General features: G+C 60.5%; 23 protein-coding genes, 1 tRNA gene and 1 pseudogene. 8 read left to right on the plus strand and 17 right to left on the minus strand.

Annotated features, from left to right (window positions below):
* Positions 1 to 9 precede the first annotated feature (9 nt).
* The 5 genes from KGB20_RS25840 to KGB20_RS25860 are packed head-to-tail and all read right to left on the minus strand — an operon-like array spanning position 10 to position 5,459.
* Positions 10 to 1,464 (minus strand): amidase, encoded by a 1,455-nt coding sequence (locus KGB20_RS25840; RefSeq protein WP_154860524.1) that lies wholly within the window; start codon positions 1,462 to 1,464, stop codon positions 10 to 12.
* Between the two features lie 60 nt (positions 1,465 to 1,524).
* Positions 1,525 to 2,571, minus strand: coding sequence for an extracellular solute-binding protein (locus tag KGB20_RS25845; RefSeq protein ID WP_150814898.1), 1,047 nt, complete (start codon positions 2,569 to 2,571; stop codon positions 1,525 to 1,527).
* 27 nt (positions 2,572 to 2,598) lie between these two features.
* Positions 2,599 to 3,405: an ABC transporter permease gene (locus KGB20_RS25850; RefSeq protein WP_057713307.1), complete on the minus strand. Its 807-nt coding sequence runs from the start codon at positions 3,403 to 3,405 to the stop codon at positions 2,599 to 2,601.
* A complete protein-coding gene (locus KGB20_RS25855) occupies positions 3,405 to 4,325 on the minus strand; it encodes an ABC transporter permease (RefSeq protein WP_007981819.1) in 921 nt (306 codons plus the stop codon). The genes KGB20_RS25850 and KGB20_RS25855 overlap by 1 nt, the downstream gene beginning before the upstream one ends.
* 15 nt (positions 4,326 to 4,340) lie before the next feature.
* Positions 4,341 to 5,459 (minus strand): ABC transporter ATP-binding protein, encoded by a 1,119-nt coding sequence (locus KGB20_RS25860; RefSeq protein ID WP_154860523.1) that lies wholly within the window; start codon positions 5,457 to 5,459, stop codon positions 4,341 to 4,343.
* Positions 5,460 to 5,687: 228 nt separating this feature from the next.
* Between KGB20_RS25860 and KGB20_RS25865 the strand changes: the two genes are divergently transcribed.
* On the plus strand, positions 5,688 to 6,593 hold the full coding sequence (locus KGB20_RS25865; RefSeq protein ID WP_057713310.1) for a LysR substrate-binding domain-containing protein: 906 nt from the start codon (positions 5,688 to 5,690) through the stop codon (positions 6,591 to 6,593).
* Between the two features lie 15 nt (positions 6,594 to 6,608).
* On the opposite strand, the gene KGB20_RS25870 is transcribed toward KGB20_RS25865, so the two are convergent.
* Positions 6,609 to 8,666: a methyl-accepting chemotaxis protein gene (locus KGB20_RS25870; protein WP_154860522.1), complete on the minus strand. Its 2,058-nt coding sequence runs from the start codon at positions 8,664 to 8,666 to the stop codon at positions 6,609 to 6,611.
* A 333-nt stretch (positions 8,667 to 8,999) separates the two neighbouring features.
* On the opposite strand from KGB20_RS25870, the gene KGB20_RS25875 reads away from it, so the two are divergent.
* On the plus strand, positions 9,000 to 10,217 hold the full coding sequence (locus tag KGB20_RS25875; protein WP_154860521.1) for an MFS transporter: 1,218 nt from the start codon (positions 9,000 to 9,002) through the stop codon (positions 10,215 to 10,217).
* A gap of 187 nt (positions 10,218 to 10,404) precedes the next feature.
* On the opposite strand, the gene ychF is transcribed toward KGB20_RS25875, so the two are convergent.
* The 8 genes from ychF to KGB20_RS25915 all read right to left on the minus strand — a co-directional run bounded on the left by ychF (position 10,405) and on the right by KGB20_RS25915 (position 17,322).
* Positions 10,405 to 11,505, minus strand: coding sequence for a redox-regulated ATPase YchF (gene ychF, locus KGB20_RS25880; RefSeq protein WP_007981836.1), 1,101 nt, complete (start codon positions 11,503 to 11,505; stop codon positions 10,405 to 10,407).
* A gap of 22 nt (positions 11,506 to 11,527) precedes the next feature.
* Positions 11,528 to 12,112 (minus strand): aminoacyl-tRNA hydrolase, encoded by a 585-nt coding sequence (gene pth, locus KGB20_RS25885; protein ID WP_154860520.1) that lies wholly within the window; start codon positions 12,110 to 12,112, stop codon positions 11,528 to 11,530.
* A 169-nt stretch (positions 12,113 to 12,281) separates the two neighbouring features.
* Entirely contained in the window at positions 12,282 to 12,881 is a 600-nt protein-coding gene (locus KGB20_RS25890) for a 50S ribosomal protein L25/general stress protein Ctc (protein ID WP_007973891.1), read from the minus strand.
* A gap of 142 nt (positions 12,882 to 13,023) precedes the next feature.
* Positions 13,024 to 13,965: a ribose-phosphate pyrophosphokinase gene (locus KGB20_RS25895; protein WP_003171603.1), complete on the minus strand. Its 942-nt coding sequence runs from the start codon at positions 13,963 to 13,965 to the stop codon at positions 13,024 to 13,026.
* A gap of 46 nt (positions 13,966 to 14,011) precedes the next feature.
* Positions 14,012 to 14,086: transfer RNA gene (locus KGB20_RS25900), tRNA-Gln, on the minus strand.
* A 36-nt stretch (positions 14,087 to 14,122) separates the two neighbouring features.
* On the minus strand, positions 14,123 to 14,974 hold the full coding sequence (ispE, locus tag KGB20_RS25905) for a 4-(cytidine 5'-diphospho)-2-C-methyl-D-erythritol kinase (RefSeq protein ID WP_057713314.1): 852 nt from the start codon (positions 14,972 to 14,974) through the stop codon (positions 14,123 to 14,125).
* Between the two features lies 1 nt (position 14,975).
* Positions 14,976 to 15,593 (minus strand): lipoprotein insertase outer membrane protein LolB, encoded by a 618-nt coding sequence (gene lolB, locus KGB20_RS25910; RefSeq protein WP_057713315.1) that lies wholly within the window; start codon positions 15,591 to 15,593, stop codon positions 14,976 to 14,978.
* Between the two features lie 4 nt (positions 15,594 to 15,597).
* Positions 15,598 to 17,322 (minus strand): tetratricopeptide repeat protein, encoded by a 1,725-nt coding sequence (locus tag KGB20_RS25915; protein ID WP_154860519.1) that lies wholly within the window; start codon positions 17,320 to 17,322, stop codon positions 15,598 to 15,600.
* Between the two features lie 235 nt (positions 17,323 to 17,557).
* Between KGB20_RS25915 and hemA the strand changes: the two genes are divergently transcribed.
* The 6 genes from hemA to KGB20_RS25945 all read left to right on the plus strand — a co-directional run bounded on the left by hemA (position 17,558) and on the right by KGB20_RS25945 (position 22,931).
* On the plus strand, positions 17,558 to 18,847 hold the full coding sequence (hemA, locus tag KGB20_RS25920; RefSeq protein WP_154860518.1) for a glutamyl-tRNA reductase: 1,290 nt from the start codon (positions 17,558 to 17,560) through the stop codon (positions 18,845 to 18,847).
* A complete protein-coding gene (gene prfA / locus KGB20_RS25925; RefSeq protein WP_007981853.1) occupies positions 18,844 to 19,926 on the plus strand; it encodes a peptide chain release factor 1 in 1,083 nt (360 codons plus the stop codon). Before hemA ends, prfA begins: the two co-directional genes overlap by 4 nt.
* Positions 19,927 to 20,757, plus strand: a complete 831-nt coding sequence (gene prmC, locus KGB20_RS25930; RefSeq protein ID WP_090457656.1) for a peptide chain release factor N(5)-glutamine methyltransferase — start codon at positions 19,927 to 19,929, stop codon at positions 20,755 to 20,757.
* On the plus strand, positions 20,751 to 21,506 hold the full coding sequence (locus KGB20_RS25935; RefSeq protein WP_154947307.1) for a molybdopterin-synthase adenylyltransferase MoeB: 756 nt from the start codon (positions 20,751 to 20,753) through the stop codon (positions 21,504 to 21,506). The genes prmC and KGB20_RS25935 overlap by 7 nt, the downstream gene beginning before the upstream one ends.
* Complete coding sequence (murI, locus tag KGB20_RS25940; RefSeq protein ID WP_150814906.1) at positions 21,499 to 22,290, plus strand: glutamate racemase; 792 nt, start codon at positions 21,499 to 21,501, stop codon at positions 22,288 to 22,290. Before KGB20_RS25935 ends, murI begins: the two co-directional genes overlap by 8 nt.
* Positions 22,291 to 22,412: 122 nt before the next feature.
* Positions 22,413 to 22,931 (plus strand): acyloxyacyl hydrolase, encoded by a 519-nt coding sequence (locus KGB20_RS25945; RefSeq protein ID WP_150814907.1) that lies wholly within the window; start codon positions 22,413 to 22,415, stop codon positions 22,929 to 22,931.
* A 132-nt stretch (positions 22,932 to 23,063) separates the two neighbouring features.
* Here the strand turns inward: KGB20_RS25945 and KGB20_RS25950 are convergent, their stop codons facing one another.
* From KGB20_RS25950 to KGB20_RS25960, 3 genes and pseudogenes are all read right to left on the minus strand, one after another.
* Positions 23,064 to 23,369 (minus strand): YkgJ family cysteine cluster protein, encoded by a 306-nt coding sequence (locus KGB20_RS25950; RefSeq protein ID WP_056726267.1) that lies wholly within the window; start codon positions 23,367 to 23,369, stop codon positions 23,064 to 23,066.
* Between the two features lie 99 nt (positions 23,370 to 23,468).
* Complete coding sequence (locus KGB20_RS25955) at positions 23,469 to 24,251, minus strand: SDR family NAD(P)-dependent oxidoreductase (protein WP_223533214.1); 783 nt, start codon at positions 24,249 to 24,251, stop codon at positions 23,469 to 23,471.
* Positions 24,248 to 24,346: pseudogene (locus KGB20_RS25960) on the minus strand (nuclear transport factor 2 family protein); the annotation flags it as partial. The gene KGB20_RS25955 and the pseudogene KGB20_RS25960, both read right to left, overlap by 4 nt.

Consider the following 24,346-nt stretch of genomic DNA (forward strand, 5'->3'; position numbering starts at 1 on the left):
TATCAAAATCTATCCTCTGAGTAGCGGTGAAGGGCAGCGCTGGAACCAGTGGCTGGCCTGTTCGTAGGCGTGGGCCAGTTGCAGGACAGCGAAGTCGGCCTGGTGTCTGCCGATGATTTGCAGGCCCATGGGCAGGCCGCTGGCGTTGAAGCCGACCTGTACGTTGGCTACCGGGCAGCCGGACAAGGTGCCGGGAATCACCACCTCCATCCAGCGGTGATAGGTGTCCATGGTCACGCCTTCGATGGTGGTGGGCCACGGTTGGGTTTTATCGAAGGGGAACACCTGGGCGCTGGGCAGCAGCAGGTAGTCGTATTTTTCGAACAACCTGGAGATCGCCCGATACCAGTCGCTGCGCGTCACCGAGGCGGCAAACACGTCGGTGGCCGAGAGTTTCAGGCCGTTTTCCACTTCCCAGCAGGCTTCCGGTTTCAACAGCGCACGTTTTTGCGGGTCGGCATAGGTCGCGCCCAACGAGCCGGCGACCATCCAGTGGCGCAATGTCCGCCAACTGCTCCACAGTTTCTCTGGCGCGAATTCGCACTGAACGGGTTCGATGTGGCAACCCAGGCTTTCGAAATCGGCAAAGGCCTTTTCGCACAGCGAGAGGATGCCTTTTTCCATCGGCAGGTAGCCGTTGAAGTCGCCGAGCCAGCCCAGACGCGTGCCTTTGAAGTCCCGATCCAGCGGTGCCGCAAAGGCGCGGCCAGACTCGGCAATCGACAGCGGCGCCCGCGCATCGGCCCCGGCCTGTACCGATAGCAGCAACGCCGCATCGCGCACGCTGCGAGCCATGGGGCCTTCGTAGCCGAGTTGGTCGATAAACAGATCGGCACTGTCATCGAAGGGCACGCGGCCCTGGGACGGACGGAACCCGAAGATATTGTTGAAGGCGGCCGGGTTGCGCAGCGAGCCCATCATGTCGCTGCCGTCGGCCACCGGCACCAGGTGCATCGCCAGCGCCGCCGCCGCACCGCCGCTGCTGCCGCCAGCGGTCTTGCTCGGGTCGTAGGCGCAACCGGTCGCGCCGAACAGCGGGTTATAGCTTTGCGAACCGAGGCCGAATTCCGGGGTGTTGCTCTTGCCGATGATGATCGCGCCCGCCGCTTTGATTCGCTCGACCATGATGCCGTCGCGCTCGGGGATGAAGTCCTTGTACAGCGGCGAACCCAGCGTGGTGCGGATGCCTTGGGTCAGGGACAAGTCCTTGATGGCGTGGGGCAGGCCGTGCATCCAGCCGCGGTATTGGCCTTTCGCCAGTTCGGCGTCGCGGATATCGGCCTGGGCCAGCAGGTCTTGCGGCGCTTGCAGGCTCACCAGTGCATTGACCTTCGGATTGAAGCGTTCGATATGGGCAAGATAAGTCTGCATCACTTCCCGGCAGGAAACCTGGCGCAGGCGGATGCGTTCGGCGAGCTCGTGGGCCTGCAACAGGACCAGTTCGCTGATGTTATTAGAGTTCATTGCAAGCGGCCTTTCAGACGGCTGGAAAAACGCCCCGTCATCGCGTCGGGGCGGTAGAGATCAACGCATCAGGTTGGTCCAGAGACGGTCGGCCAGGCGGATCGCGCCTTCGCCGCAGGTCTTGCTGAACACCACCTGGGTGCCTTCGGGAATGTGCAGTTCCGGGGCGTCTTTGAGGCCCGCGTCGAGGAACGGCTCCACACCCTTGATCGGGCTCTGGTGCTTGAGGAAGTTCTGGGTCATCGCCGCGTTTTCAGGCTGGCTGAGGAACGCGATGAAGGCTTTGGCGTTTGCCGGGTTCTTGCTGCCGGTCGGGATGACCATGTTGTCGACCCAGGCCAGCACACCTTCTTTCGGGTACAGGTATTTCAGGCTCGGTTTCATCTCCCGGGCGCGCATCGACGAGCCGCCCCAGAAGGTCGACATGTCGATTTCACCGGAGGCGAGGTTTTCGCGGATCGAACCGGCCTTGGAACTGTAGGTTTTGACGAAGGGTTTCTGCGCCTTGAGCAGGGTCAGAATCTGCTGCATCTGCTTCGGGTCTTCGCTGCACAGTGGAATGTTCAGATACAGGCTGGCCATGTCCACCACGTCGCTGACCGAGTCGAACATGTTGATTCGTCCTTGCAGCTCGGCCGGTGGCTCGTAAAGCACCTTGAGGCTGTCGGTGGGGCCCTTGTAGCGCTCGGTGTTGAGCACCACGCTGGTGGTGCCCCAGATGAATGGCACGGAATAGGCACCTTCCGGGTCCCAGGTGGGTTTTTTCAGGTTGTCGACGACGCTGGCGTAGTAGGGCTGGTTGACCGGGTCGAAGCGCTCCAGCAGTTTTTCCTTGATCAGGATCGGCACGAACTGGTGCGAGGGGATCGCCACGTCATAACCGGCACCGCCCTGTTTCAATTTGGCCAGCAGGGTTTCGTTGGAATCGTAGGAGTCGACTGTGACTTCGATGCCGGTCTGCTTCTGGAACTTGGCGAGAATCTCCGGCGAAAAGTAGCCGCTCCAGCTCACCACGTTGAGTTTTTCCGCGGCCTGAACGCTGCCGACCATGGTCAGCGGTAAAGTCAGGAACAACGAAGTGCCGATGCTTTTAATCCACTTGCTCATGCTATTTCCCCACAGTGCGTAGAAGGTTCAGGTTTTCTTTTTGCCCAGCAGATAAGAGAGCGTGACGAACAGTACCGAGACACCCAGGATCAGGGTCGAGACAGCGTTGACGTCCGGTGTCACACCCATGCGCAACAGGCCGAAGATGAAGATCGGCAAGGTGGTGGTGCCGGCCTGGGAGACCATCATCGAGATCACGAAGTTATCCAGCGACACGATGAAGGCCAGCATCAACCCGGAGAAAATCCCCGGCATCAGCAGCGGCAACGTGACCTTGCGAAAGGTCCGCCACGGGCCGGCATAGAGGTCGGCCGAGGCTTGTTCCAGGGACAGGTCCATGTCGTTCAGGCGTGCCCGTATCGGCAGAAAGGCGAACGGGATACAGAACACCGTGTGCGCGATGATTAGGTTGCCGTAGCCCAGGGACAGACCGATGGTGGAGAACAGCGCGAGGGTGGCGACGCCGACCACGATTTCCGGCAGCACCAGGGGCAACATGATCGCGCCCATGGACAATTGCAGGCCTTTGAACTTCGCACCCCGTGAAGTGCCGAGAGCGGCGAGGGTGGCGATGGCCGTGGCGACCATGCTGGCGCAGACCGCGATCAACAGGCTGTTGCCGGCCGCCTGGCGCAGGGCCTGGTTGGCGAAGGCCGCGCGATACCAGTCGAAGCTGAAACCGGTCCACACCGTGGCCGACTGGTTGGCGTTGAACGAAAACACTACCAGCACCACGATCGGCGCGTAGAGGTACAGGTAGAACAGGAAACTGAATCCGCCGAAGCCGGGGAAGTCCTGCACCCCCAGCGTGTTGCGTTTGAACAGGCCAATCATCACGCACCTCCTTTGGCGATGCGCTGGCGTTCGGCACGCAAGGCATAAACCGTCAGTACCAACATCACCGCCGCCATCAGCACCAGCGACAGGGCCGCACCGAAAGGCCAGTTACGCGCATCGCTGAACTGGCGGAAGATCAGGTTGCCGAGCATCATTCGTGTGCCGCCACCGAGCAGTTCCGGAGCGATCATCGCGCCCAGGCAAGGCACGAAAGTGAGGATGGCGCCGGCGAGAATTCCCGGTTTGGCAATCGGCAACACCACCTTGCGCAAGGTTCGAACGCGTCCGGCGTAGAGGTCTTGAGCGGCTTCGAGCAGGCGGATGTCCATTTTTTCCAGGGTGGCGTAGATCGGCAGCACGACGAAGGGCGCATAGGTATAAACCAGCCCCAGCAGCACCGCGCCGTCGGTGTAGAGCAGTTGCAGCGGCTGGTCGATGACCCCGAGGCCCATCAGGCTGTTGTTGATCACCCCGGTGTTGCGCAGCAGCAGAATCCAGGCGTAGGTGCGGATCAACAGGTTGGCCCAGAACGGTACGGTGATCAGGAAGATCAGCAAGCCACGGCGATGGGCCGGCTGCATGGCCAGCCATACCGCCACCGGAAAACCGATCAACAGGGTGATGAGCGTGGTCAGCCCGGCGATGCCGATGGAACGCAGGGCAATGATCAGGTAGGAGTCGGCGAAGGCCAGGCTGTCGTCCAGTTGCCGCTCGAACAGCAGCGAGGTGTAGGCGTCACTGCTGAATACTTTGTTCACCCCGCCATAGGGGTTGGCCTCCATCAGCGAGTAACCGATGACGATCAGGATCGGCACGATCAGAAACAGGCCGATGGCGATCAGCGCGGGGCTGACACCGAGAAAGCTCTGGAAGGCCCGCCGACGTTCCAGTGTGTTGGCAATCGGTAAAGCGTGCATGGCAATTCCTCGTGCTCAATCGTGCAGGACGCTGGCGCTGCCTTGGTCGAACAACAGACCGGCCTGACTGCCGACGGCGAAGCGTTTGCTCTGGTCGACGCAGTTGGGGGTGCGCACGGTGAGGCGTGAACCGTCGCTCAGGCTGACCTGGTATTGCAGGTCGGTGCCGAGGTAGATCTGCGCTTCGATCCGGCACGGCAGAGCGTTCTCAGTGGTGGCTGGCACCAGATGCAAACGCTCGGGGCGCACGGACAATGTGACGTTGGCACCGACTCGCACATCGCTGCATGGCTGTGCAGGCAGTGGATGACCGGCCGGACCGGCGAACCAGGCGAGGCCGTCTGCAACGCGGGTGACCGTGCCTTCGATGAAGTTGGTTTCACCGATGAAGTCCGCCACGAATCGATTGCGCGGGCGTTCGTAGATGTCTTCCGGACGACCGACCTGCTGCACCTCGCCTTCGGACAACACGGCGATGCGGTCGGACATGGTCAGGGCTTCTTCCTGGTCGTGGGTGACGAAGATGAAGGTGATGCCGGTGCGCGCCTGAATGGTTTTCAGCTCTTCGCGCATGGCCTGGCGCAGCTTGAGGTCCAGCGCCGAGAGCGGTTCGTCGAGCAGCAAGACCTTGGGATGCGGCGCCAATGCACGAGCGAGGGCGACACGCTGTTGCTGACCGCCAGACAGTTGCGCCGGCTTGCGGTTGGCAAAGCGCTCCATCTGCACCAGGGCGAGCATCTCGCGCACCCGTTCGGCCATTTGCGTTTTGTTCAGGACTTTGCCCATCGGGTGGGACTCAAGGCCGAAGGCCAGGTTCTCGGCGATGGTCATGTGCGGGAACAGTGCGTAATGCTGGAACACCGTGTTGACCGGGCGCTGGAAGGGCGGGCGGTCGGCGATGTTTTCGCCGTAGAGCAGAATTTCGCCTTCGGTAGGGAATTCGAACCCGGCGATCATCCGCAGGAGCGTGGTTTTGCCGCAGCCCGAAGGGCCGAGAAGGGTGAAGAACTCGTTGTCGCGAATGTCCAGGTCGATGCTTTTGAGCGCCACCGGGCCAGTCTTTGGATCACCGTAGACTTTGCGCACTGAGCGGATGGACACCGCCAGCGTTTGCAGCGAATGCAGGGCATTCATGCGTTACCTCCGATTCCCCCATCGCCTGCGCACGTGCTGAAAACAGCTGTGTCGTCGGGCCATGGATATTATTTTTCTGGGCAGGATCGAGATTGCGTTCGGGTGTTGTAACCAGCTGTTTTGTTGTTCTGCTGTGGATCGATTATCAGCGAGGGGTTGCGGGGGCGAAACTTCAATTTTAACATAGGGGCTGTTAAAAAATTTAACAGCAGAAGGCGCCCGGAAACCATGCCTGACCACCGTTTGCCGCCGCTCAACGCGGTGCGTGCCTTTGATGCCGCGGCCCGGTTGGGCAGCTATGTCGAAGCCTCCAAGGCCCTGCACGTGACCCAGCCGGCCATCGGCCGCCATGTGAAGTTGCTGGAAGACTGGCTGGGCATCCAACTGTTCGAGCGCACCTCACGCGGGGTCAACCTGACGACGGCGGGGGAGAAGTACCACCGCAAGATCACCGCCGCCTTGCAGCTGATCATCGAAGCGGGAAAAGAGGCGCAGCCAAAACACGCCGAACGCTGGCTGCGCATCATGGTGGTGCCGGGGTTTGCCAAGCGCTGGCTGATGCCGCGCATCGAGGCCATGCGTCATCTGCGTCCGGGCTTGAAGTTCGCCATCGAACCCAACTCCACCTTCACCGAAGTGGATGGCAAAAGCGCTGACCTGGGCATTGTCTACGGGTTGGACGGCCAATATGCGCACTCGCGCACCAGCCTGATTTGTCCTCGGGTGTTTCCGATCTGTTCCCCCGACTATCTGGCCAGCGTCGAGCCCATCGACAGCCCCGCGGACCTGGTGAAACACAACCTGATCCATGTGGATGACGGCGAGTGGTGGAACCTGTGGTTCGCCGCCAACGACCTCGACATGCACCTCAATTCGGACATGCTCTACGTCAACAATGACCACGCATTGTCGGTGGCCGAGAGCGGGCAGGGTATTGCGCTGGCCAACGAAGTGCTGGTGCGCGACGAACTCCATAGCGGCAAGCTGGTGCGGGTGGTGGATGCGCAAGTGAAGCTGGAAAGCTATCGGGTGCTGACGCCGTCCGCCGAGCTCTCGGCGGACGCGGCGTGGTTTATCGACTGGCTCAAGAGCGAACTGGAGCAGGACTTCCCGGAGGCGGTGATCCGCGCCTGAGAAGTCCTGGCCGATTCAACTCAAGCGGAAGCGCCCAGTGTTGTCGCTTAAGGCTTTGCTGCCGTGGCTCAGGGTGTCCGCGGCCTGGTTCACCGCGCGGGCCCCTTCGAGCAAGCGCACCGCCGCTTGATCGACCTGCTGGATATTGCCGCTGACCTCGTCGGCGGTACTGGCCTGTTCCTCCACCGCCGTGGCGATTTGCGCCAGGGTATCGGTGACGCTCTGCACCGCACTGGCGATTTCCCCGAGCCGTTCACCGAGGCCGGTGACCGCTTGCGCATCGCTCTCTGCCTGACTGCACGCGGCTTGCATCAGGCTGACGGCCTCATTCACGGTGTTGCGCAGGCTGTCGACCGTACCGGCGATCTGTGCGGTCGACGACTGGGTGCGTTGCGACAGGCTGCGCACTTCATCGGCCACCACCGCGAAGCCACGCCCTTGCTCGCCCGCCCGAGCCGCCTCGATGGCGGCGTTGAGTGCCAGCAGGTTGGTCTGCTCGGCGACGCCGCGAATAGTGTCGACCACCAGTTGAATCTGCTGTCCTTGTTCACTGACCCGGCCCAGCGCCGCAGCGGTCTCGTTCAGACGTTGATTGAGCTGCTGGATACTCGCGGTGGTGCGCTGGCTGTCACGGCTGCTGTCGGCGGCGATGCGCCGGGTGTGCTGGGCGCTGCCGGACGCCTGTTCGCAACTGTGGGCCACCCCTTGTGAGGTGGCGGCCAGTTGCGTCGCCGCAGCGGCAATCTGGCTGATCTGCAACTGCTGGGCTTCGACTTCGCCCAGGGCGTCGCTGGAATGATGGTTTAGGGTTTGCACCGCGTTGCTCAGTTGCAGGGTTTCGTGATCCACCCCTTGCAGGCTGGTGCGCAGTTGCACCACGGCGACGTTCAGCGCGGTGCTGATGACCGCCAGTTCGTCCCGACCTTGAACCGGCACTTGCAGGCTCAGATTGCCATCGCGCAGGGCCTCGGCCAGTACCGTGATGCCGCTGGCGCTGCGGCGGATCGAGGCCTGCAAACAGATGAACAGATACAGCGCGGCCAACAGCAGGCAGCCCAACACGGCGGCCACAACAACGAACTGGCGGATCGCCGAGTCGTGGTAGTAATCCAGTCGTTGATCCAGCGACACCAGCGACTGCTGACGCAACGAGGCGAGGTCGGCGAGCAGGGCGTCGAGACTGCGTTCGAAGTCCTCCGGCTTGAGGTTGATGCTGCCGCCGAACACGCCGTCATCCAGCACCTTCAGGCCCGCATCCAGGCGCTTGAGGCTGTCGTGGTATTGCCCGGCCCAGGTTTGCAGGGCGTTGGGCAAGCGTGCTTCGAGCAGGCCTGCGGTTTTCACCAGCTGCTCTCGCGCATCGCCGATGCGGCTGCGCAGGTCGCGCAGTTGCAGGCGGCTTTGCAGGGTGAACTGTCCGGACACCACCGAGGCCTGGCCCACAGCAGCCAGACGACCGACCCGTTCGATCAGGTCCGGCGCATGCTGGGTGGAGATCTGCGTCAGCAAATAAGTCTCCAGCCACGGTGCCAGCGTCAGGCGATTGTCCATGGCGATCTGCTCGCGCAAGGCTTGCAGGGCGCTCAAGGCGTTGGTAAAGCGATCGTAGCCATCGGGCCACCAGCCGACATTGCTCAGGCTTTTTGAGTCGAGGCCATCGAGGGCGGTTTGCAGGGCCTGATAACGCGACAGGGTTTCGCCCTCGGCGCTTTCTTTTTGCAGGGCATTGCCCAATTCGGTAGTGGCCTGGCTGACGGCGGGCTGAACCCCATCGAAGGCGGCCATCGCGGCGAGGGTGGCCGGCGTTGGCTGGCGATTGGTTTCCGTGGCGCGCCACCTGGCGGCGCGATCACGCTGGGCGGCGAGCAGGTCATCCAGCGCATCGAGGGCAAGCAGTTGCCGCACCCCGGCGCGTTCGCCGGAGATCAGGCTGAGTTTGTCGCGATAGTCCTGGCCGATCATCCACAGGCTGCCGGCCAGCGGCAGGATAAACAGCAGAAACAACAGCTGGAATTTACGTGCGAAGCCAAAACGCCCCAGCAGCCCGATCCCCGGTGATAAAAAAGCCTGCATGCCCCATGACTCCTCTGGACACCACGCACTATTGGCGTGCGACGGAGGTTGTCGCGCCCCCGACTCGTGCCCTCTAAAAAGGCCTCGAAAGTTCACCCTTGTCCGCTCTGTAGGCCGACTCTGTAGCGAAACTTCCCATTGTCGGTCTCCTTTGTAAGGAGGCCGCGTTCAAGCAGACAAGGAAGGCAAGATTCAGACCATGGCTTTGCGCCATCAAGGATGTGGTGATGAAAAACGAGGTCGTTAGCAGGCTAAGGGGATGGCGTTGCCGCACCGAAAAATGGCACATTGGCGCACCTGCACGTATGTACCTCCTGTTGTCTGGAAATTCCCATGGCTATCAGCAACGCCCAGACCGGCTCAGTGCCGGCGTCCGCTACGCCCCAAAGCAGTCCCCTGGTGATGCGCATCATTGGCGCGGTAGCGCTGGCGCATTTGATCAACGACCTGATCCAGTCGGTGCTGCCGTCGATCTATCCGATGCTCAAGGCCAACTATGGGCTGACCTTCACCCAGGTCGGCCTGATCACCCTGACGTTTCAGCTGACGGCCTCGTTGCTGCAGCCGTGGGTCGGCTACTACACCGATCGCCATCCCAAACCGTGGTTGTTGCCGGCGGGTACGGTCTGCACCTTGATCGGGATTCTGATGATGTCGGTTGTCGGCAGCTTCCCGCTAATCCTGTTGGCGGCGGGGCTGATCGGCATCGGTTCATCGACCTTCCACCCGGAAGCGTCCCGCGTGGCGCGCCTGGCTTCGGGCGGACGCTTCGGGCTGGCGCAATCGACCTTCCAGGTCGGCGGTAACGCAGGCTCGGCGTTCGGCCCGTTGCTGGCGGCGGCGATCATCATTCCCTACGGTCAAGGGCAGGTGGCCTGGTTCGGCCTGTTCGCGGTGTTTGCGCTGTTCGTGCTTTACCGGATCAGCCGCTGGTACGCCAACCATTTGAACCTGTTCAAGCTCAAGCAGGGCCAGGCGGCGACTCACGGCTTGTCCAAGGGCCGAGTGACCAGTGCGCTGGTGGTGCTCGGGTTGCTGGTGTTCTCCAAGTATTTCTACATGTCGAGCCTCACCAGCTACTTCACCTTTTATCTGATCGAGAAGTTCGACCTGTCGGTGGCCAGCTCGCAGCTGCATCTGTTCCTGTTTCTCGGCGCGGTCGCGGCGGGAACGTTCTTTGGCGGGCCGATCGGTGACAGGATCGGGCGCAAGGCGGTGATCTGGTTCTCGATCCTCGGCGTTGCACCCTTCACATTGTTGCTGCCCCATGTCGACCTGTTCTGGACCAGCATCCTCAGCGTGGTCATCGGCTTCATCCTCGCCTCGGCGTTCTCGGCCATCGTGGTGTACGCCCAGGAACTGGTGCCGGGCAATGTCGGGATGATCGCCGGGATATTCTTCGGCCTGATGTTCGGCTTCGGCGGGATTGGCGCGGCGTTGCTGGGCCATCTGGCGGATATTCACGGCATCGAATACGTGTACTACCTGTGTTCGTTCCTGCCGCTGTTCGGGGTGTTGGCAATCTTCCTGCCGCGAACCAAAAAGGCCTGATCCAACACAAATCCCCCCTGTGGGAGCGGGCTTGCTCGCGAAGAGGGAGTGTCAGTCGGTATAACTCTAACTGACACACCGCCTTCGCGAGCAAGCCCGCTCCCACAATGGTTCGGTGGTGTTGTCGGCAATATTCCAGGCACAAAAAAGCCGCGTATCAAACGCGGCTTTTTCTTGGGCGTATGGCTTAGACGTTGAAACGGAAGTGCATCACGTCGCCGTCTTTGACGATGTAATCCTTGCCTTCCAGACGCCATTTACCGGCTTCCTTGGTACCGGCTTCGCCCTTGTACTGGATGAAGTCGTTGTAGGCGATCACTTCGGCGCGGATGAAGCCTTTTTCGAAGTCGGTGTGGATCACGCCAGCGGCTTGTGGTGCGGTGGCACCGACGCGGACGGTCCAGGCGCGGACTTCTTCGACACCGGCGGTGAAGTAGGTCTGCAGGTGCAGCATTTCGTAGCCGGCGCGGATCACGCGGTTCAGACCAGGCTCTTCGAGGCCCAGGGCTTCGAGGAACATGTCTTTTTCTTCGCCGTCATCGAGCTCGGCGATTTCCGCTTCGATCTTGTTGCACACCGGAACAACCACGGCGCCTTCTTCTTCGGCGATGGCGCGTACAACGTCCAGGTGCGGGTTGTTCTCGAAACCGTCTTCAGCGACGTTGGCGATGTACATGACCGGCTTGGTGGTCAGCAGGTGGAAGCCCTTGATCACCGCTTTCTCGTCGGTGCCCATGTTCTTCATCAGGCTGCGCGCCGGCTTGCCTTCGGTGAAGTGAGCGATCAGTTGCTCCAGCAGGCCTTTCTGGACCACTGCGTCCTTGTCACCGCCCTTGGCGTTGCGCGCGACTTTCTGCAGTTGCTTCTCGCAGCTGTCGAGGTCGGCGAAGATCAGTTCCAGGTCGATGATTTCGATGTCGCGTTTCGGGTCGACGCTGTTGGAGACGTGAATCACGTTCTCGTCTTCGAAGCAGCGGACCACGTGGGCGATGGCATCGGTTTCACGGATGTTGGCCAGGAACTTGTTGCCCAGGCCTTCACCTTTCGACGCGCCGGCAACCAGGCCCGCGATGTCGACGAATTCCATAGTGGTCGGCAGGATGCGCTTTGGATTGACGATGGCAGCCAGGGCTTCCAGGCGCGGATCCGGCATCGGCACGATACCGCTGTTAGGCTCGATGGTGCAGAAGGGGAAGTTCTCGGCCGCGATCCCGGATTTGGTCAGGGCGTTGAACAGGGTGGACTTGCCGACGTTAGGCAGGCCGACGATGCCGCAATTGAATCCCATGGTGTTTCCCCTCGGATAAGAGTCAGGCCTTCTGGCTGTGCAGGTTTTTCATCGCGCGGTTCCATTCCCCGGCGAGGATATCCGGCAGCACGCCGAGGGCAAAGTCGATGCTGGCATCGAGTTTTTCCTGTTCGGCGCGTGGCGCACGACCCAGGACGAAATTTGAAACCATACTGGCGACGCCCGGATGACCGATGCCAAGCCGCAGGCGGTGGAAAGTGTTCTGATTGCCCAGTTGCGCAATGATGTCGCGCAGCCCGTTGTGACCGCCATGGCCGCCGCCCACTTTGAGTTTGGCGACGCCTGGAGGCAGGTCGAGTTCGTCGTGTGCCACGAGGATTTCTTCAGGCTTGATGCGGAAGAAACCTGCAAGGGCCGCCACGGCCTGGCCGCTGCGGTTCATGTACGTGGTGGGAATCAGCAGACGAACATCCTGACCCTGATGCGTATAGCGCCCGGTCAGGCCGAAATACTTGCGGTCCGCCACAAGGTTTACGCCTTGTGCGTTCGCGATGCGCTCAACAAAAAGGGCCCCTGCGTTATGCCGGGTCTGTTCGTATTCAGCGCCTGGATTTCCCAGGCCAACGATCAGTTTGATGGCAGTCACGATAGGGGCCCTTCCTTGGAGTGGTGGATAACATCGCCGCAATCAGGGATAGCGGCGAAAGTGGACGAAAATTGCTCATTTACCATGATGTAAACTCCGCGTTCTCGCCCGCTTTCTCGCTATGCTCTAGTCCGCGATGTTTCCGGTCACTCCGGCGTACAGAGTAAAATTACTCTGCAGCGCCTTCTGCAGCTTCTGGAGCAACACGTGGAGCGTGGACGTTGGCAACAGCCTTGTCATCACCGTGTGCCAGGGCCACGAACTCAACGCCTTTAGGAGCCTTGAGGTCCGACAGGTGAATGATCGAACCGATTTCAGCGTTAGCCAGGTCGACTTCGATGAACTCAGGCAGATCTTTCGGCAGGCAGGAAACTTCGATCTCGGCAACAACGTGCGAGATTTCGCCGCCTTTCTTGGTCGGTGCTTCTTCGTTGATGAAGTGCACTGGAACGATAGCGGTCAGTTTCTGGCCGGCTACTACGCGTACGAAGTCAGCGTGCATCACGTGGCCTTTGGCCGGGTGACGCTGCAGGGCTTTGATCACGACGTTCTGCTTGGTGCCACCAACGTTCAGCTCGATGATGTGGCTGTAAGCCGCTTCGTTTTCGAGCAGTTTGGCAACTTCTTTGGCCAGCATGCTGATGGATTCAGGGGCTTTGTCGCCACCGTAAACTACAGCTGGAACCAGGCTTGCGAGACGACGCAGGCGGCGGCTCGCACCTTTCCCCAGGTCGGAACGCACTTCAGCATTCAGAGTAAAATCGTTCATGTTGTATCTCCAAAATAACCACACTCGCCCCAGCGTTTGCGACCAGCGCTAAAGGCGATATGGGCAAAAAAGCCCCGCCCCGACAGGAATGCCGGGGCGGGGCGCTTTTCGTCAACGAGACATTTCGAGAAGGGCAGGGCCCTTAGCGGAACATCGCGCTGATCGATTCTTCATTGCTGATGCGGCGGACCGCCTCGGCAACTACCGGTGCGATATCCAGTTGGCGGATACGCGCACAGGCTTGTGCTGCAGCGGACAGAGGAATGGTGTTAGTCACCACCAACTCGTCCAGCACGGAATTTTCGATGTTTTCGATCGCCCGACCCGACAGCACAGGGTGCGTGCAGTAGGCGAAAACCTTGGCAGCGCCATGCTCTTTCAAGGCCTTGGCCGCGTGGCACAGGGTGCCGGCGGTATCGACCATGTCATCGACCAGAATACAGGTACGCCCTTCGACATCACCGATGATATGCATCACTTCAGAGTGATTGGCTTTCTCACGGCGTTTGTCGATGATCCCGAGATCCACGCCCAGGGATTTGGCAACGGCACGTGCACGCACGACGCCGCCAATGTCCGGGGACACGATCATCAGGTTTTCGAAGCGCTGATCTTCGATGTCATCCACCAGAACCGGGGAGCCGTAGATGTTATCTACCGGAATATCGAAGAAACCCTGGATTTGGTCAGCATGCAGATCAACCGTGAGAACACGGTCGATGCCGACTACGGTAAGCATGTCAGCCACGACTTTCGCGCTGATAGCCACACGTGCGGAACGCGGACGGCGATCCTGACGGGCATAACCAAAGTAAGGAATAACAGCAGTGATACGAGTAGCCGAGGAGCGGCGGAAGGCATCAGCCATCACTACCAGTTCCATCAGGTTATCGTTGGTCGGAGCGCAAGTCGGCTGAATAATGAAGACGTCTTTACCGCGAACGTTTTCATTGATCTCGGCTGTAATTTCGCCGTCGGAGAATTTACCGACAGAGATGTCACCGAGAGGGATATGCAGCTGACGTACGACACGCCGAGCCAGATCGGGGTTAGCGTTCCCCGTAAAGACCATCATCTTGGACACGCGCAGTACCTGAAGGCTGAGGGTAACCTGGATGAGTATAGGAAAATGGCAGGGGCGGCTGGATTCGAACCAACGCATGGCAGGATCAAAACCTGCTGCCTTACCGCTTGGCGACGCCCCTGTATCTGTTGCAACGATTACCCAGTAATCGGTTCCTTTAGAGCAGACTTTGCAGCTTGCGATGCAACATCGAAACGTTGCTTCCTTTTGCTACAAAACCTGTAAGGGTCTCTGTCAGAAGGGCCGAGACTTTATCAGCTTCAGCTTTGCTTGGGAAGCCCCCAAACACACAACTTCCAGTTCCGGTGAGTTTTGCTTCGGTAAATTTACCTAACAAATTCAAAGCGTTACGTACCTCTGGATAACGCCTTGTTACCACCGGCAAGCAGTCATTTCGACTGTTTCCCTTGGGAACGGGGCGCACTTTAATGGGAGGAGTGTTACGTGTCAACAACGGATCTGAAAAAATTTCTGCCGTACTAACAGAGACTTGCGGCACCAGCACCAGATACCACGGTTCTTCCGGGTCCACAGGGGTCAGTTTCTCCCCCACGCCCTCGGCGAAAGCCGCGTGGCCACGTACGAAAACCGGGACGTCGGCGCCCAGCGTCAACCCCAGCCCGGCCAGGCGATCTTCATCCCAGCCCAATTGCCACAGATGATTCAAGCCCAGCAATGTTGTTGCGGCATTCGAGCTGCCGCCACCGATGCCGCCGCCCATGGGCAGGATCTTGTCGATCCAGATATCGACGCCCAGCGAGCAAGCGGATTGCTCCTGCAGTTTTCTGGCGGCCTTGACGATCAGGTTGCTGTCGTGGGGAACACCTTCGAACTCAGTGTGCAGATGAATGACACCGTCATCGCGCAGGGCGTAGGTGATTTCGTCGCCGTAATCGAGAAACTGAAACATCGTCTGCAGTTCGTGGTAGCCGTCTTCGCGGCGACCCAGGATGTGCAGCATCAAATTGAGTTTGGCTGGCGAGGGCAGCGTCAGGCGATTGGCCGGCATGTCACGACCCCAGTTTGCGCGGTTGCCAGATCTTGATCACCAGCGTGACATCAAGGTCGGTGCCGCTGAGCTTGATGCGCTCGGGTAGCCAGAAACCGTTTTGCTGGGTGTAGGCGGTGTAGTCGACCTTCCAGCCATCCTGTTCAAGGCTCGCCAGGCGGCTGTCGCCGTCCAGGGTCAGGCGACTTTTGCTGTCGGGAGCCGGGAGCCCGCGCACCCACCAGGCCAGGTTGGACACCGGCAGCTTCCAGCCAAGCTGTTCTTCGAGCAGCACTTCCGGATTCGGCGCGTCGTAACGTCCCTGGTTGGCGACTTCCAGCGACACCTTGCCCGGGCGTCCGGTCAGGCGAGCCGCCCCGCGGCCCAGTGGTCCCGACAGGCGAATGTCGTAGTAATCCTGGCGCTGCAACCAGAACAGCGTGCCGCTGCCCGAGTCTTTCGGGGCACGGATGCCGATCTTGCCGTCGATCTGCCAGCCATCGAGGCCGGTCAGTTGCTGTTTATGCTCGCGCCATTGGGCGGCGTTGCCATGGCCCTCGACCGACTCACGGGGACCCAGGCCGGCACAACCGGCGAGCAGGGCGATAAAGCTGAAAACGATGAAATGGCGCAAAAACATAATTTTAAAGAGTCTCTGATCCGGTCAGGCGTTTGATGGTGCCGCGCAGGGTCGGGCTGTCAGGCTGTTCCTTGAGGAACTTGCCCCAGACTTGTTTCGCTTCACGCTGTTTGCCGTTGGCCCACAGGACTTCACCCAGGTGAGCGGCGACTTCCTGATCGGGGAAGCGATCCAGGGCCTGGCGCAGCAGGCGCTCGGCTTCGTCGAGATTGCCCAAGCGGTAATTCACCCAGCCAAGGCTGTCGAGTACCGCCGGGTCTTCCGGACTGATCTGGTGTGCCTGTTCGATCAGGGCCTTGGCTTCAGCGTAGCGCGTGGTGCGGTCGGACAGGGTGTAGCCCAGGGCATTCAACGCCATGGCATTGTCCGGGTCGCGCTTGATGATCGTACGCAGGTCTTTTTCCATCTGCGCCAGGTCATTGCGTTTTTCCGCCTGCATGGCGCGGGTGTAGAGCAGGTTCAGGTCGTCCGGGTATTTCTGCAAGGCCTGTTGCAGAGCATTCCAGGCCTTGTCGCCCTGATTGTTGGCGGACAGGGTTTCGACTTCGATCAGGTACAACTGGATAGCGTAATCCGGCTGCTCATCGCGCTCTGCCGCCAGCTTGCGTTGCGCTTCGGCGGTCTTGCCGTTGTTGATCAGGATGTCGGCCTGACGCAATTGCGCCGGCAGGAAGTCGTTGCCCGGGCCAACCTTGGCGTATTCGATCAGTGCGCCTTGCGGGTCGTTTTGTTCTTCAGCGATGCGGCCGAGGTTCAGGTGCGCCGAGTCGACGTGGCTTTCCCGGGCGATCAGGTCTTCAAGATGACCCTTGGCCTCGTTCCAGTCCTTGGCTTCCAGGCACACCAGCGCCAGGGAGTAACGCAGTTCGTCGTCATCCGGGTATTGCTGGACCAGGCTCGAGAACTCGGCCTTGGCGTCGTCCATGCGGTCCTGTTCAACCAGCATCCGCGCGTAAGTCAGGCGCAGGCGCTTGTCGTCCGGGTATTTCTTGATGCTTTTCTGCAGCAGCGGCAGGGCTTCGTCACCGCGATTCAAGGTTTGCAGCAGGCGTGCGCGCAGCAGGATCGGCGCAATTTCGCCGTCCTCCGGCGGATTGTCTTCCAGCAGCTTCAACGCGCCCTTGGCGTCGCCATCCTGTTGCATCAGCAAGGCCTTGCCGAAAATCAGCTGGCCGTTGTCCGGATGACGCTGCAACAAACGATCGAAGCTTTTCATCAAGCCGTTGCGGGTGTCCTGGTCGGTGTCGGCCGCGGACAGCGCAAGGAAGTCGAAATGGGTGTCGCCTTTGCCTTGCAGGACTTTCTCCATATAGACCATGGAGTCGTCATAACGCCCGGCGCGTGCCAGTTGCACGGCGGCGGCGCGTTGCGCTTCGAGGTCGTCGGGGGCGTTCCTGGCCCAGATCAGCGCAGTATCCAGGGCTGCCTGGTCGGCGCCCAGATATTCGGCGATACGAAATGCCCGCTCGGAGATTCCCGGATCCTGGGTGTTGATGGCCTGGGTCACATAGTTGTCCAAGGCAATGTCAAAACGATTGCGCTGGCCGGCCAGTTCGGCGCTCAACAGGCTGAAGATGGTTTCCTCGCTGAATGGGCTGTAGACCTTGGGCTTTTCAGGGGCCGGGGTGCTGTCTTCAACCGGCGGCGCACCGTCCGACGAAACGGGTGCCAAGGCCTGGCAGCCGCTGAGGAAGACAAGAGCGAGGAGCAACGCGGAGGATCTATTCATATAGGAAGAGGACGACTAACCTGCGGTCGGATCATCATGACACAAGCTTTCGAGCAAACATAACCGGCCCGGCAATTTACCTGCCAGCCCGATCCGCATCGCCCTGATGCTTGTGTAAACGAGAACTGCTCGCAACCCGCGGCGGCGCCTGATGGGGCGATAGATATCGAGTAGTTGTTCTGATTCCGTCGAAGTAGGACAATTGTCGGCTTCACGTCACAATCAGCGACTTTGAATGGCCTTCCTTGCACTCGGTATTAACCACAAGACTGCTTCAGTAGACGTCCGCGAGCGCGTGGCTTTTACCCCTGAGCAGCTGGTTGAGGCCTTGCAGCAGCTCTGCCGACTCACCGACAGCCGCGAAGCTGCGATCCTCTCCACCTGCAATCGCAGTGAACTCTATATAGAACAGGATCACCTGTCGGCAGACGTCGTGCTGCGCTGGCTGGCCGAATATCATCATTTGAGCTACGACGAGCTGCGCGAAAGCGCCTATGTGCATGAAGATGATGCGGCAGTTCGTCACATGATGCGGGTCGCTTCCGGGCTCGACTCGCTGGTGTTGGGCGAACCGCAGATTCTCGGCCAGATGAAGTCGGCCTATGCCGTGGCCCGCGAAGCCGGGACCATCGGGCCGTTGCTCGGGAGGTTGTTCCAGGCCACGTTCAATGCGGCCAAGCAGGTGCGCACCGACACGGCCATCGGCGAGAACCCGGTGTCGGTGGCGTTTGCCGCGGTGAGCCTGGCCAAGCAGATTTTCAGCGACCTGCAACGCAGCCAGGCCTTGTTGATCGGCGCCGGCGAGACCATCACCCTGGTCGCCCGCCATCTGCATGACCTGGGTGTAAAGCGCATCGTGGTCGCCAACCGCACCCTGGAGCGCGCGAGCATCCTGGCCGAACAGTTCGGTGCCCATGCGGTGCTGCTGTCGGATATTCCGGCAGAGCTGGTGCGCAGCGATATCGTCATCAGTTCCACCGCCAGTCAGTTGCCGATTCTGGGCAAGGGTGCGGTGGAAAGCGCCTTGAAACTGCGCAAGCACAAACCGATCTTCATGGTGGATATCGCTGTTCCTCGCGACATCGAGCCAGAAGTCGGCGAACTGGACGACGTTTACCTCTATAGCGTCGACGACCTCCACGAAGTGGTTGCAGAGAACCTCAAGAGCCGCCAGGGCGCAGCCCAGGCCGCCGAAGAGATGGTCTCGATCGGTGCCGAAGATTTCATGATCCGCCTGCGCGAGTTGGCGGCGGTGGACGTGCTCAAGGCCTATCGTCAACAGAGCGAACGCCTGCGCGACGAAGAATTGCAAAAGGCCCAGCGCATGCTGGCCAACGGTAGCAGTGCCGAAGAGGTGCTGGTGCAACTGGCCCGCGGGCTGACCAACAAACTGTTGCACGCACCGAGCGTGCAGTTGAAAAAGCTCTCTGCCGAAGGTCGCCTGGATGCGCTGGCGATGGCCCAGGAACTCTTTGCCCTCGGTGAGGGCTCATCGGATAGCTTTTCGGATAAAAAACCGCAATGAAAGCGTCACTGCTCAATAAGCTGGATATCCTCCAGGACCGTTTCGAGGAATTGACCGCCCTGTTGGGCGATGGCGAGGTTATTTCCGATCAGAACAAGTTCCGCACCTATTCCAAGGAGTACGCGGAAGTTGAACCGATCGTGGGCGCCTATAAAGAACTGCTGAAAGTGCAGGACGACCTCGAAGGCGCCCAGGCACTGCTCAAGGACAGCGACCCGGACATGCGGGAAATGGCCGTGGAAGAAGTCCGCGAGGCCAAGGAACGCCTGGTCACGCTCGAAGCCGACCTGCAGCGCATGCTGCTGCCCAAGGACCCGAACGACGGCCGCAACGTGTTCCTCGAGATCCGTGCCGGTACCGGTGGTGACGAAGCGGCGATTTTCTCCGGCGACCTGTTCCGCATGTATTCGCGTTACGCCGAGCGTCGTGGCTGGCGGGTGGAGATCCTTTCGGAGAACGAGGGTGAACACGGCGGCTATAAAGAGGTGATTGCCCGGGTCGAGGGCGACAACGTCTACGGCAAGCTGAAGTTCGAATCCGGCGCGCACCGCGTGCAGCGGGTTCCGGCGACCGAATCCCAAGGCCGCATTCACACGTCGGCCTGCACCGTGGCGGTATTGCCCGAGCCGGACGAACAGGAAGCCATCGAGATCAACCCGGCCGATCTGCGCATCGATACCTATCGCTCCTCCGGCGCCGGTGGCCAGCACGTCAACAAGACCGACTCGGCGATCCGTATCACGCACTTGCCATCCGGTATTGTGGTCGAGTGCCAGGAAGAACGTTCACAGCACAAGAACCGCGCCCGGGCGATGTCCTGGTTGTCGGCCAAGCTGAACGATCAGCAGACCTCCGCCGCGGCCAACGCCATCGCCAGCGAGCGCAAGTTGCTGGTCGGTTCCGGCGACCGCTCAGAGCGTATCCGCACCTATAATTTTGCCCAGGGCCGAGTCACCGATCATCGGGTCAACCTGACCTTGTATTCCCTCGACGAGATCCTCGCCGGCGGCGTCGAGGCGGTGATCGAGCCGTTGCTGGCCGAGTACCAGGCCGATCAACTGGCAGCGATAGGTGAGTAAATGACGATCATTGCCAGTTTGTTGCGCGCCGCCGATTTACCCGACTCGCCGACGGCGCGTCTGGATGCCGAACTGCTGCTGGCGGCGGCCTTGGGCAAGTCCCGCAGTTTCCTGCATACCTGGCCGGAGCGCATCGTGCCGAGCGAAGCGGCGCTGACGTTCGCCGAGTATTTGCAGCGCCGCCGCAGCGGTGAGCCGGTGGCCTATATCCTCGGCCAGCAGGGTTTCTGGAAGCTGGACCTGGAAGTGGCACCGCACACGCTGATCCCGCGCCCCGACACCGAACTGCTGGTGGAAGCCGCGCTGGAACTGTTGCCGGCCACACCGGCCAAGGTACTCGACCTTGGCACGGGCAGCGGCGCGATTGCCCTGGCCCTGGCCAGCGAGCGTCCGGCCTGGAGCGTCACTGCCGTGGATCGTGTTCTGGAAGCCGTGGCCCTGGCCGAACGCAATCGCCAGCGCCTGCACCTGGACAACGCCACCGTGCTGAGCAGCCATTGGTTCAGTGCCCTGGAAGGTCAGCGTTTTCAACTGATCATCAGCAATCCGCCCTACATCGCAGCGGCCGATCCGCATCTGGTCGAGGGCGACGTGCGCTTTGAACCGGCCAGCGCCCTGGTGGCGGGTGTCGACGGGCTCGACGATCTGCGCTTGATCGTTGCCCAGGCACCGGACCATCTGGACGCCGGCGGTTGGCTGATGCTCGAACACGGCTATGATCAGGCCGAGGCGGTTCGCGATTTGCTGCTGACCCGGGGTTTCGAAGAAGTCCACAGCCGCACCGATCTGGGCGGTCATCAACGCATCAGTCTGGGGCGCCTGCCGTGCTGAATGATCAGGAATTGCTGCGCTACAGCCGGCAGATTCTGCTGCAACACATCGATATCGACGGCCAGTTGCGGCTCAAGGAAAGCCGCGTATTGATCGTCGGTCTTGGCGGCCTTGGCGCGCCAGTGGCGCTGTATCTGGCGGCTGCCGGCGTTGGTGAGTTGCACCTGGCGGACTTCGATACGGTCGACCTGACCAACCTGCAACGCCAGATAATTCACGACACCGACAGCGTCGGCATGACCAAGGTCGATTCGGCAATCAAGCGCCTGACGGCGATCAACCCCGAGATTCAACTGATCGCCCATCGTGCGGCGCTGGACGAAGACTCCCTGGCCGCCGCAGTGGCCAGAGTGGATCTGGTCCTTGATTGTTCTGACAATTTTTCCACCCGTGAAGCGGTCAACGCCGCTTGCGTGACGGCCGGCAAACCGCTGGTCAGCGGCGCGGCGATTCGCCTCGAAGGGCAGCTGTCCGTGTTCGATCCGCGTCGACCGGAGAGTCCGTGCTACCACTGCTTATACGGGCACGGCAGCGAAGCCGAATTGACCTGTAGCGAGGCCGGCGTGGTCGGTCCGCTGGTGGGGCTGGTCGGCAGTCTGCAAGCGCTTGAAGCGTTGAAGTTGCTGGCCGGATTCGGCGAGCCGCTGGTGGGGCGCCTGTTGTTGATCGATGCCTTGGGCACGCGCTTCCGTGAACTGCGGGTCAAGCGCGATCCGGGCTGCAGCGTCTGTGGGCCGAAACATGCGTGAAGCGCCGATCGGCGTGTTCGACTCCGGTGTCGGTGGGCTCTCGGTACTGGCCGAGATCCAGCGTTTGCTGCCCAATGAGTCTCTGTTGTACGTCGCCGACTGCGGAAATGTTCCCTACGGCGAAAAATCCCCGGCATTTATCCAGCAACGTTGCAGCGTGATGGCCGACTTCTTTCGGCAGCAGGGCGCCAAGGCTTTGGTGCTGGCGTGCAACACGGCGACGGTTGCCGGGGTCGCCGACCTGCGTCGCGACTATCCGGAATGGCCCATCGTTGGCATGGAGCCGGCAGTCAAGCCGGCCGCCGCCGCAACCCGTTCCGGCGTGGTGGGGGTGCTGGCCACCACAGGCACTTTGCAGAGCGCCAAGTTCGCCGCGTTGCTCGACCGCTTCGCCACGGATGTGAAAGTGATCACCCAGCCCTGTCCAGGGCTTGTGGAGCTGATTGAAAACGGCGACCTGCGCAGCCCCGAGTTGCGCCAGCTGTTGGCCGGGTATGTCGAGCCACTGCTGGCTGCCGGCGCGGACACTCTGATTCTCGGCTGCACCCATTACCCCTTTCTCAAGCCGATGCTGCGGCAGATGATCCCCGAGGACATCAGCCTGATCGACACCGGCGCCGCCGTCGCGCGACAACTTCAGCGTCTGCTGGCCGAAGGCGAGCTGCTCGCCCAGGGACCTTCCCGTGAGGCACAGTTCTGGACCAGCGCCGATCCGCTTCATTTCAGAAATATCTTGCCGATACTGTGGAATACCTCTGGTGTTGTGCGAAGCTTCAACAGGTAGATGGCTGTCCGGGGGGATACGAAGAGTCGGGGTAAACTTCTGATAAATCGCTGACTTCTATAGTTTTGCAGGGCTTGGTAACAAAAAAACCATACGAAATCGTTCGGAAAAGGAAGTTTCAAGTGAAGCGACTATTCTGCTTGGCCGCGATTGCGACCGCACTTTTGGGGCACACTTTTACCGCGCAGGCGGCAGGTGTGGAATTTGCCGTGGGGCAAACCGGCGAGTCGACCATGACCTATCGATTGGGGGTGCAATTCGATTGGGACCAGAGCTGGTGGCAGAGCGACGTTGGTCGTCTGACCGGTTACTGGGACGGCGCCTATACCTATTGGGAGGGTGACGAGAAATCCAGTAACCACAGCCTGTCGTTCTCACCCGTGCTTGTTTATGAATTTGCCGGCCAGAACGTCAAACCCTACATTGAGTTTGGGATTGGCGTGGCGGCGTTTGCCAGCACCGAAGTCGAAAGCAACGATCTGGGCAGCGCCTTCCAGTTCGAAGACCGCTTTGGTTTCGGTTTGCGCTTTGCCGGCGGACATGAAGTCGGGGTTCGTGCGACGCACTATTCCAACGCCGGGATCACCACTCCGAACGATGGTGTAGAAAGTTACGCATTGCATTACACGATGCCGTTGTAAGACAGCAACGCTGTACTAAATGTGGGAGCGGGCTTGCTCGCGAAAGCAGTGGATCAGTCGACACTGTAATCGACTGACCTGACGCTTTCGCGAGCAAGCCCGCTCCCACATTGGTATTGGGACAACTTCAAACTAGCGATACGCCGTCGAAATCCCCTGGCGTTCTTCGATGCACTCCGGAGCGCCCATCTCGAACTCCCGGCAGATCAGCGGGCGTTTTTCGTAGATCGTGCACATCATCGTGTTGCGATCCAGCGCGGCACACCAACCGTCATCCAGGCGCAACATCACTTCCCCGCCCCAGTCATCGGTATCGATGAACCGTTCAGGCACGCCCGTATCTGTGATCAGCATGACTTCGAGCTGGCAGCAGCAGGCTGCGCAGGTCGAGCAGGTGACCGCGGGTTCCGCGATTTGCGTATGGGGGATGGTTTTCATGGCGCGCAGTGTAAGGCAGTCACCGGGTACTGTGTGAAAGGTCTGACGGACGCTCAAATATCGGAGCGTCCGAGACACCGCCGCCATTGATGACGACTTTCAGGGTTGATCCTTGATCGGCGGCTGGCTGCGCACCATGCGTTTGCCGATCTCCAGTTTTACTTGGTCCGGCCGTTTGGAGAGTGGCCAGAGGGCGGTCATGAACGCTGCGGGGAAAGCGATTTCCAACGGGCGGTCCTTGAGTTTTTCGAAGATGTGCCGCGCGGCTTTCTCCACCGGCCAGCTCAAGGCCATGGGCGAGTCGTTTTTTGCCGTCAGCGGCGCCTCGACAAACCCGGGGCTGATTACCGTGAGTTCTATGCCTTCCGGGGCCAGGTCGATGCGCAGGGATTCGAACAGATAACGTAGCCCGGCCTTCGAAGTGCCGTAGGCTTCTGCCTTGGGCAGCGGCAGGTAGGTCACCGTACTGGCCATGGCCACCATATGCGGTGCGGTGCCGGCACGCAGCAATGGCAGGGCGGCGTCGATGCAATAGCTGCTGGCCAACAGGTTAGTGCGCACCACATGCTCGACAATCGACGCATCGAACTGCTTGGCATCCACGTACTCGCAGGTGCCGGCGTTCAGTATCACGGTGTCCAGCGAGCCCCAGTCCTCGGCAATCTGCTCGCTGATCTCGCGTACGGTCTGGCTGTTGGTCAGGTCTCCGGGGACCACCAGCACTTGCCCCGGATAACGTAGCGACAAGTCATTCAGGGGGGCCACGGTGCGCGAACTGACGGCCAGGTGCGCACCGGTTTTCAGGATTTCTTCGGTCAGGGCGGCACCGATGCCGCTGCTTGCACCGGTCAACCAGTATCGTCGTGCGAGTGTGCGACTCATCCCAATCTCCTTTTCAACCAGGCAATTGCCCGGCTCAATACGGGTAAATGTTCATAAAGCAGAGCCCCGGCATCGAAGTAATCCCGGTGGCGGTA

It is taken from the genome of Pseudomonas sp. BF-R-30 (assembly GCF_019956175.1).
Lineage (GTDB): Bacteria > Pseudomonadota > Gammaproteobacteria > Pseudomonadales > Pseudomonadaceae > Aquipseudomonas > Aquipseudomonas jessenii.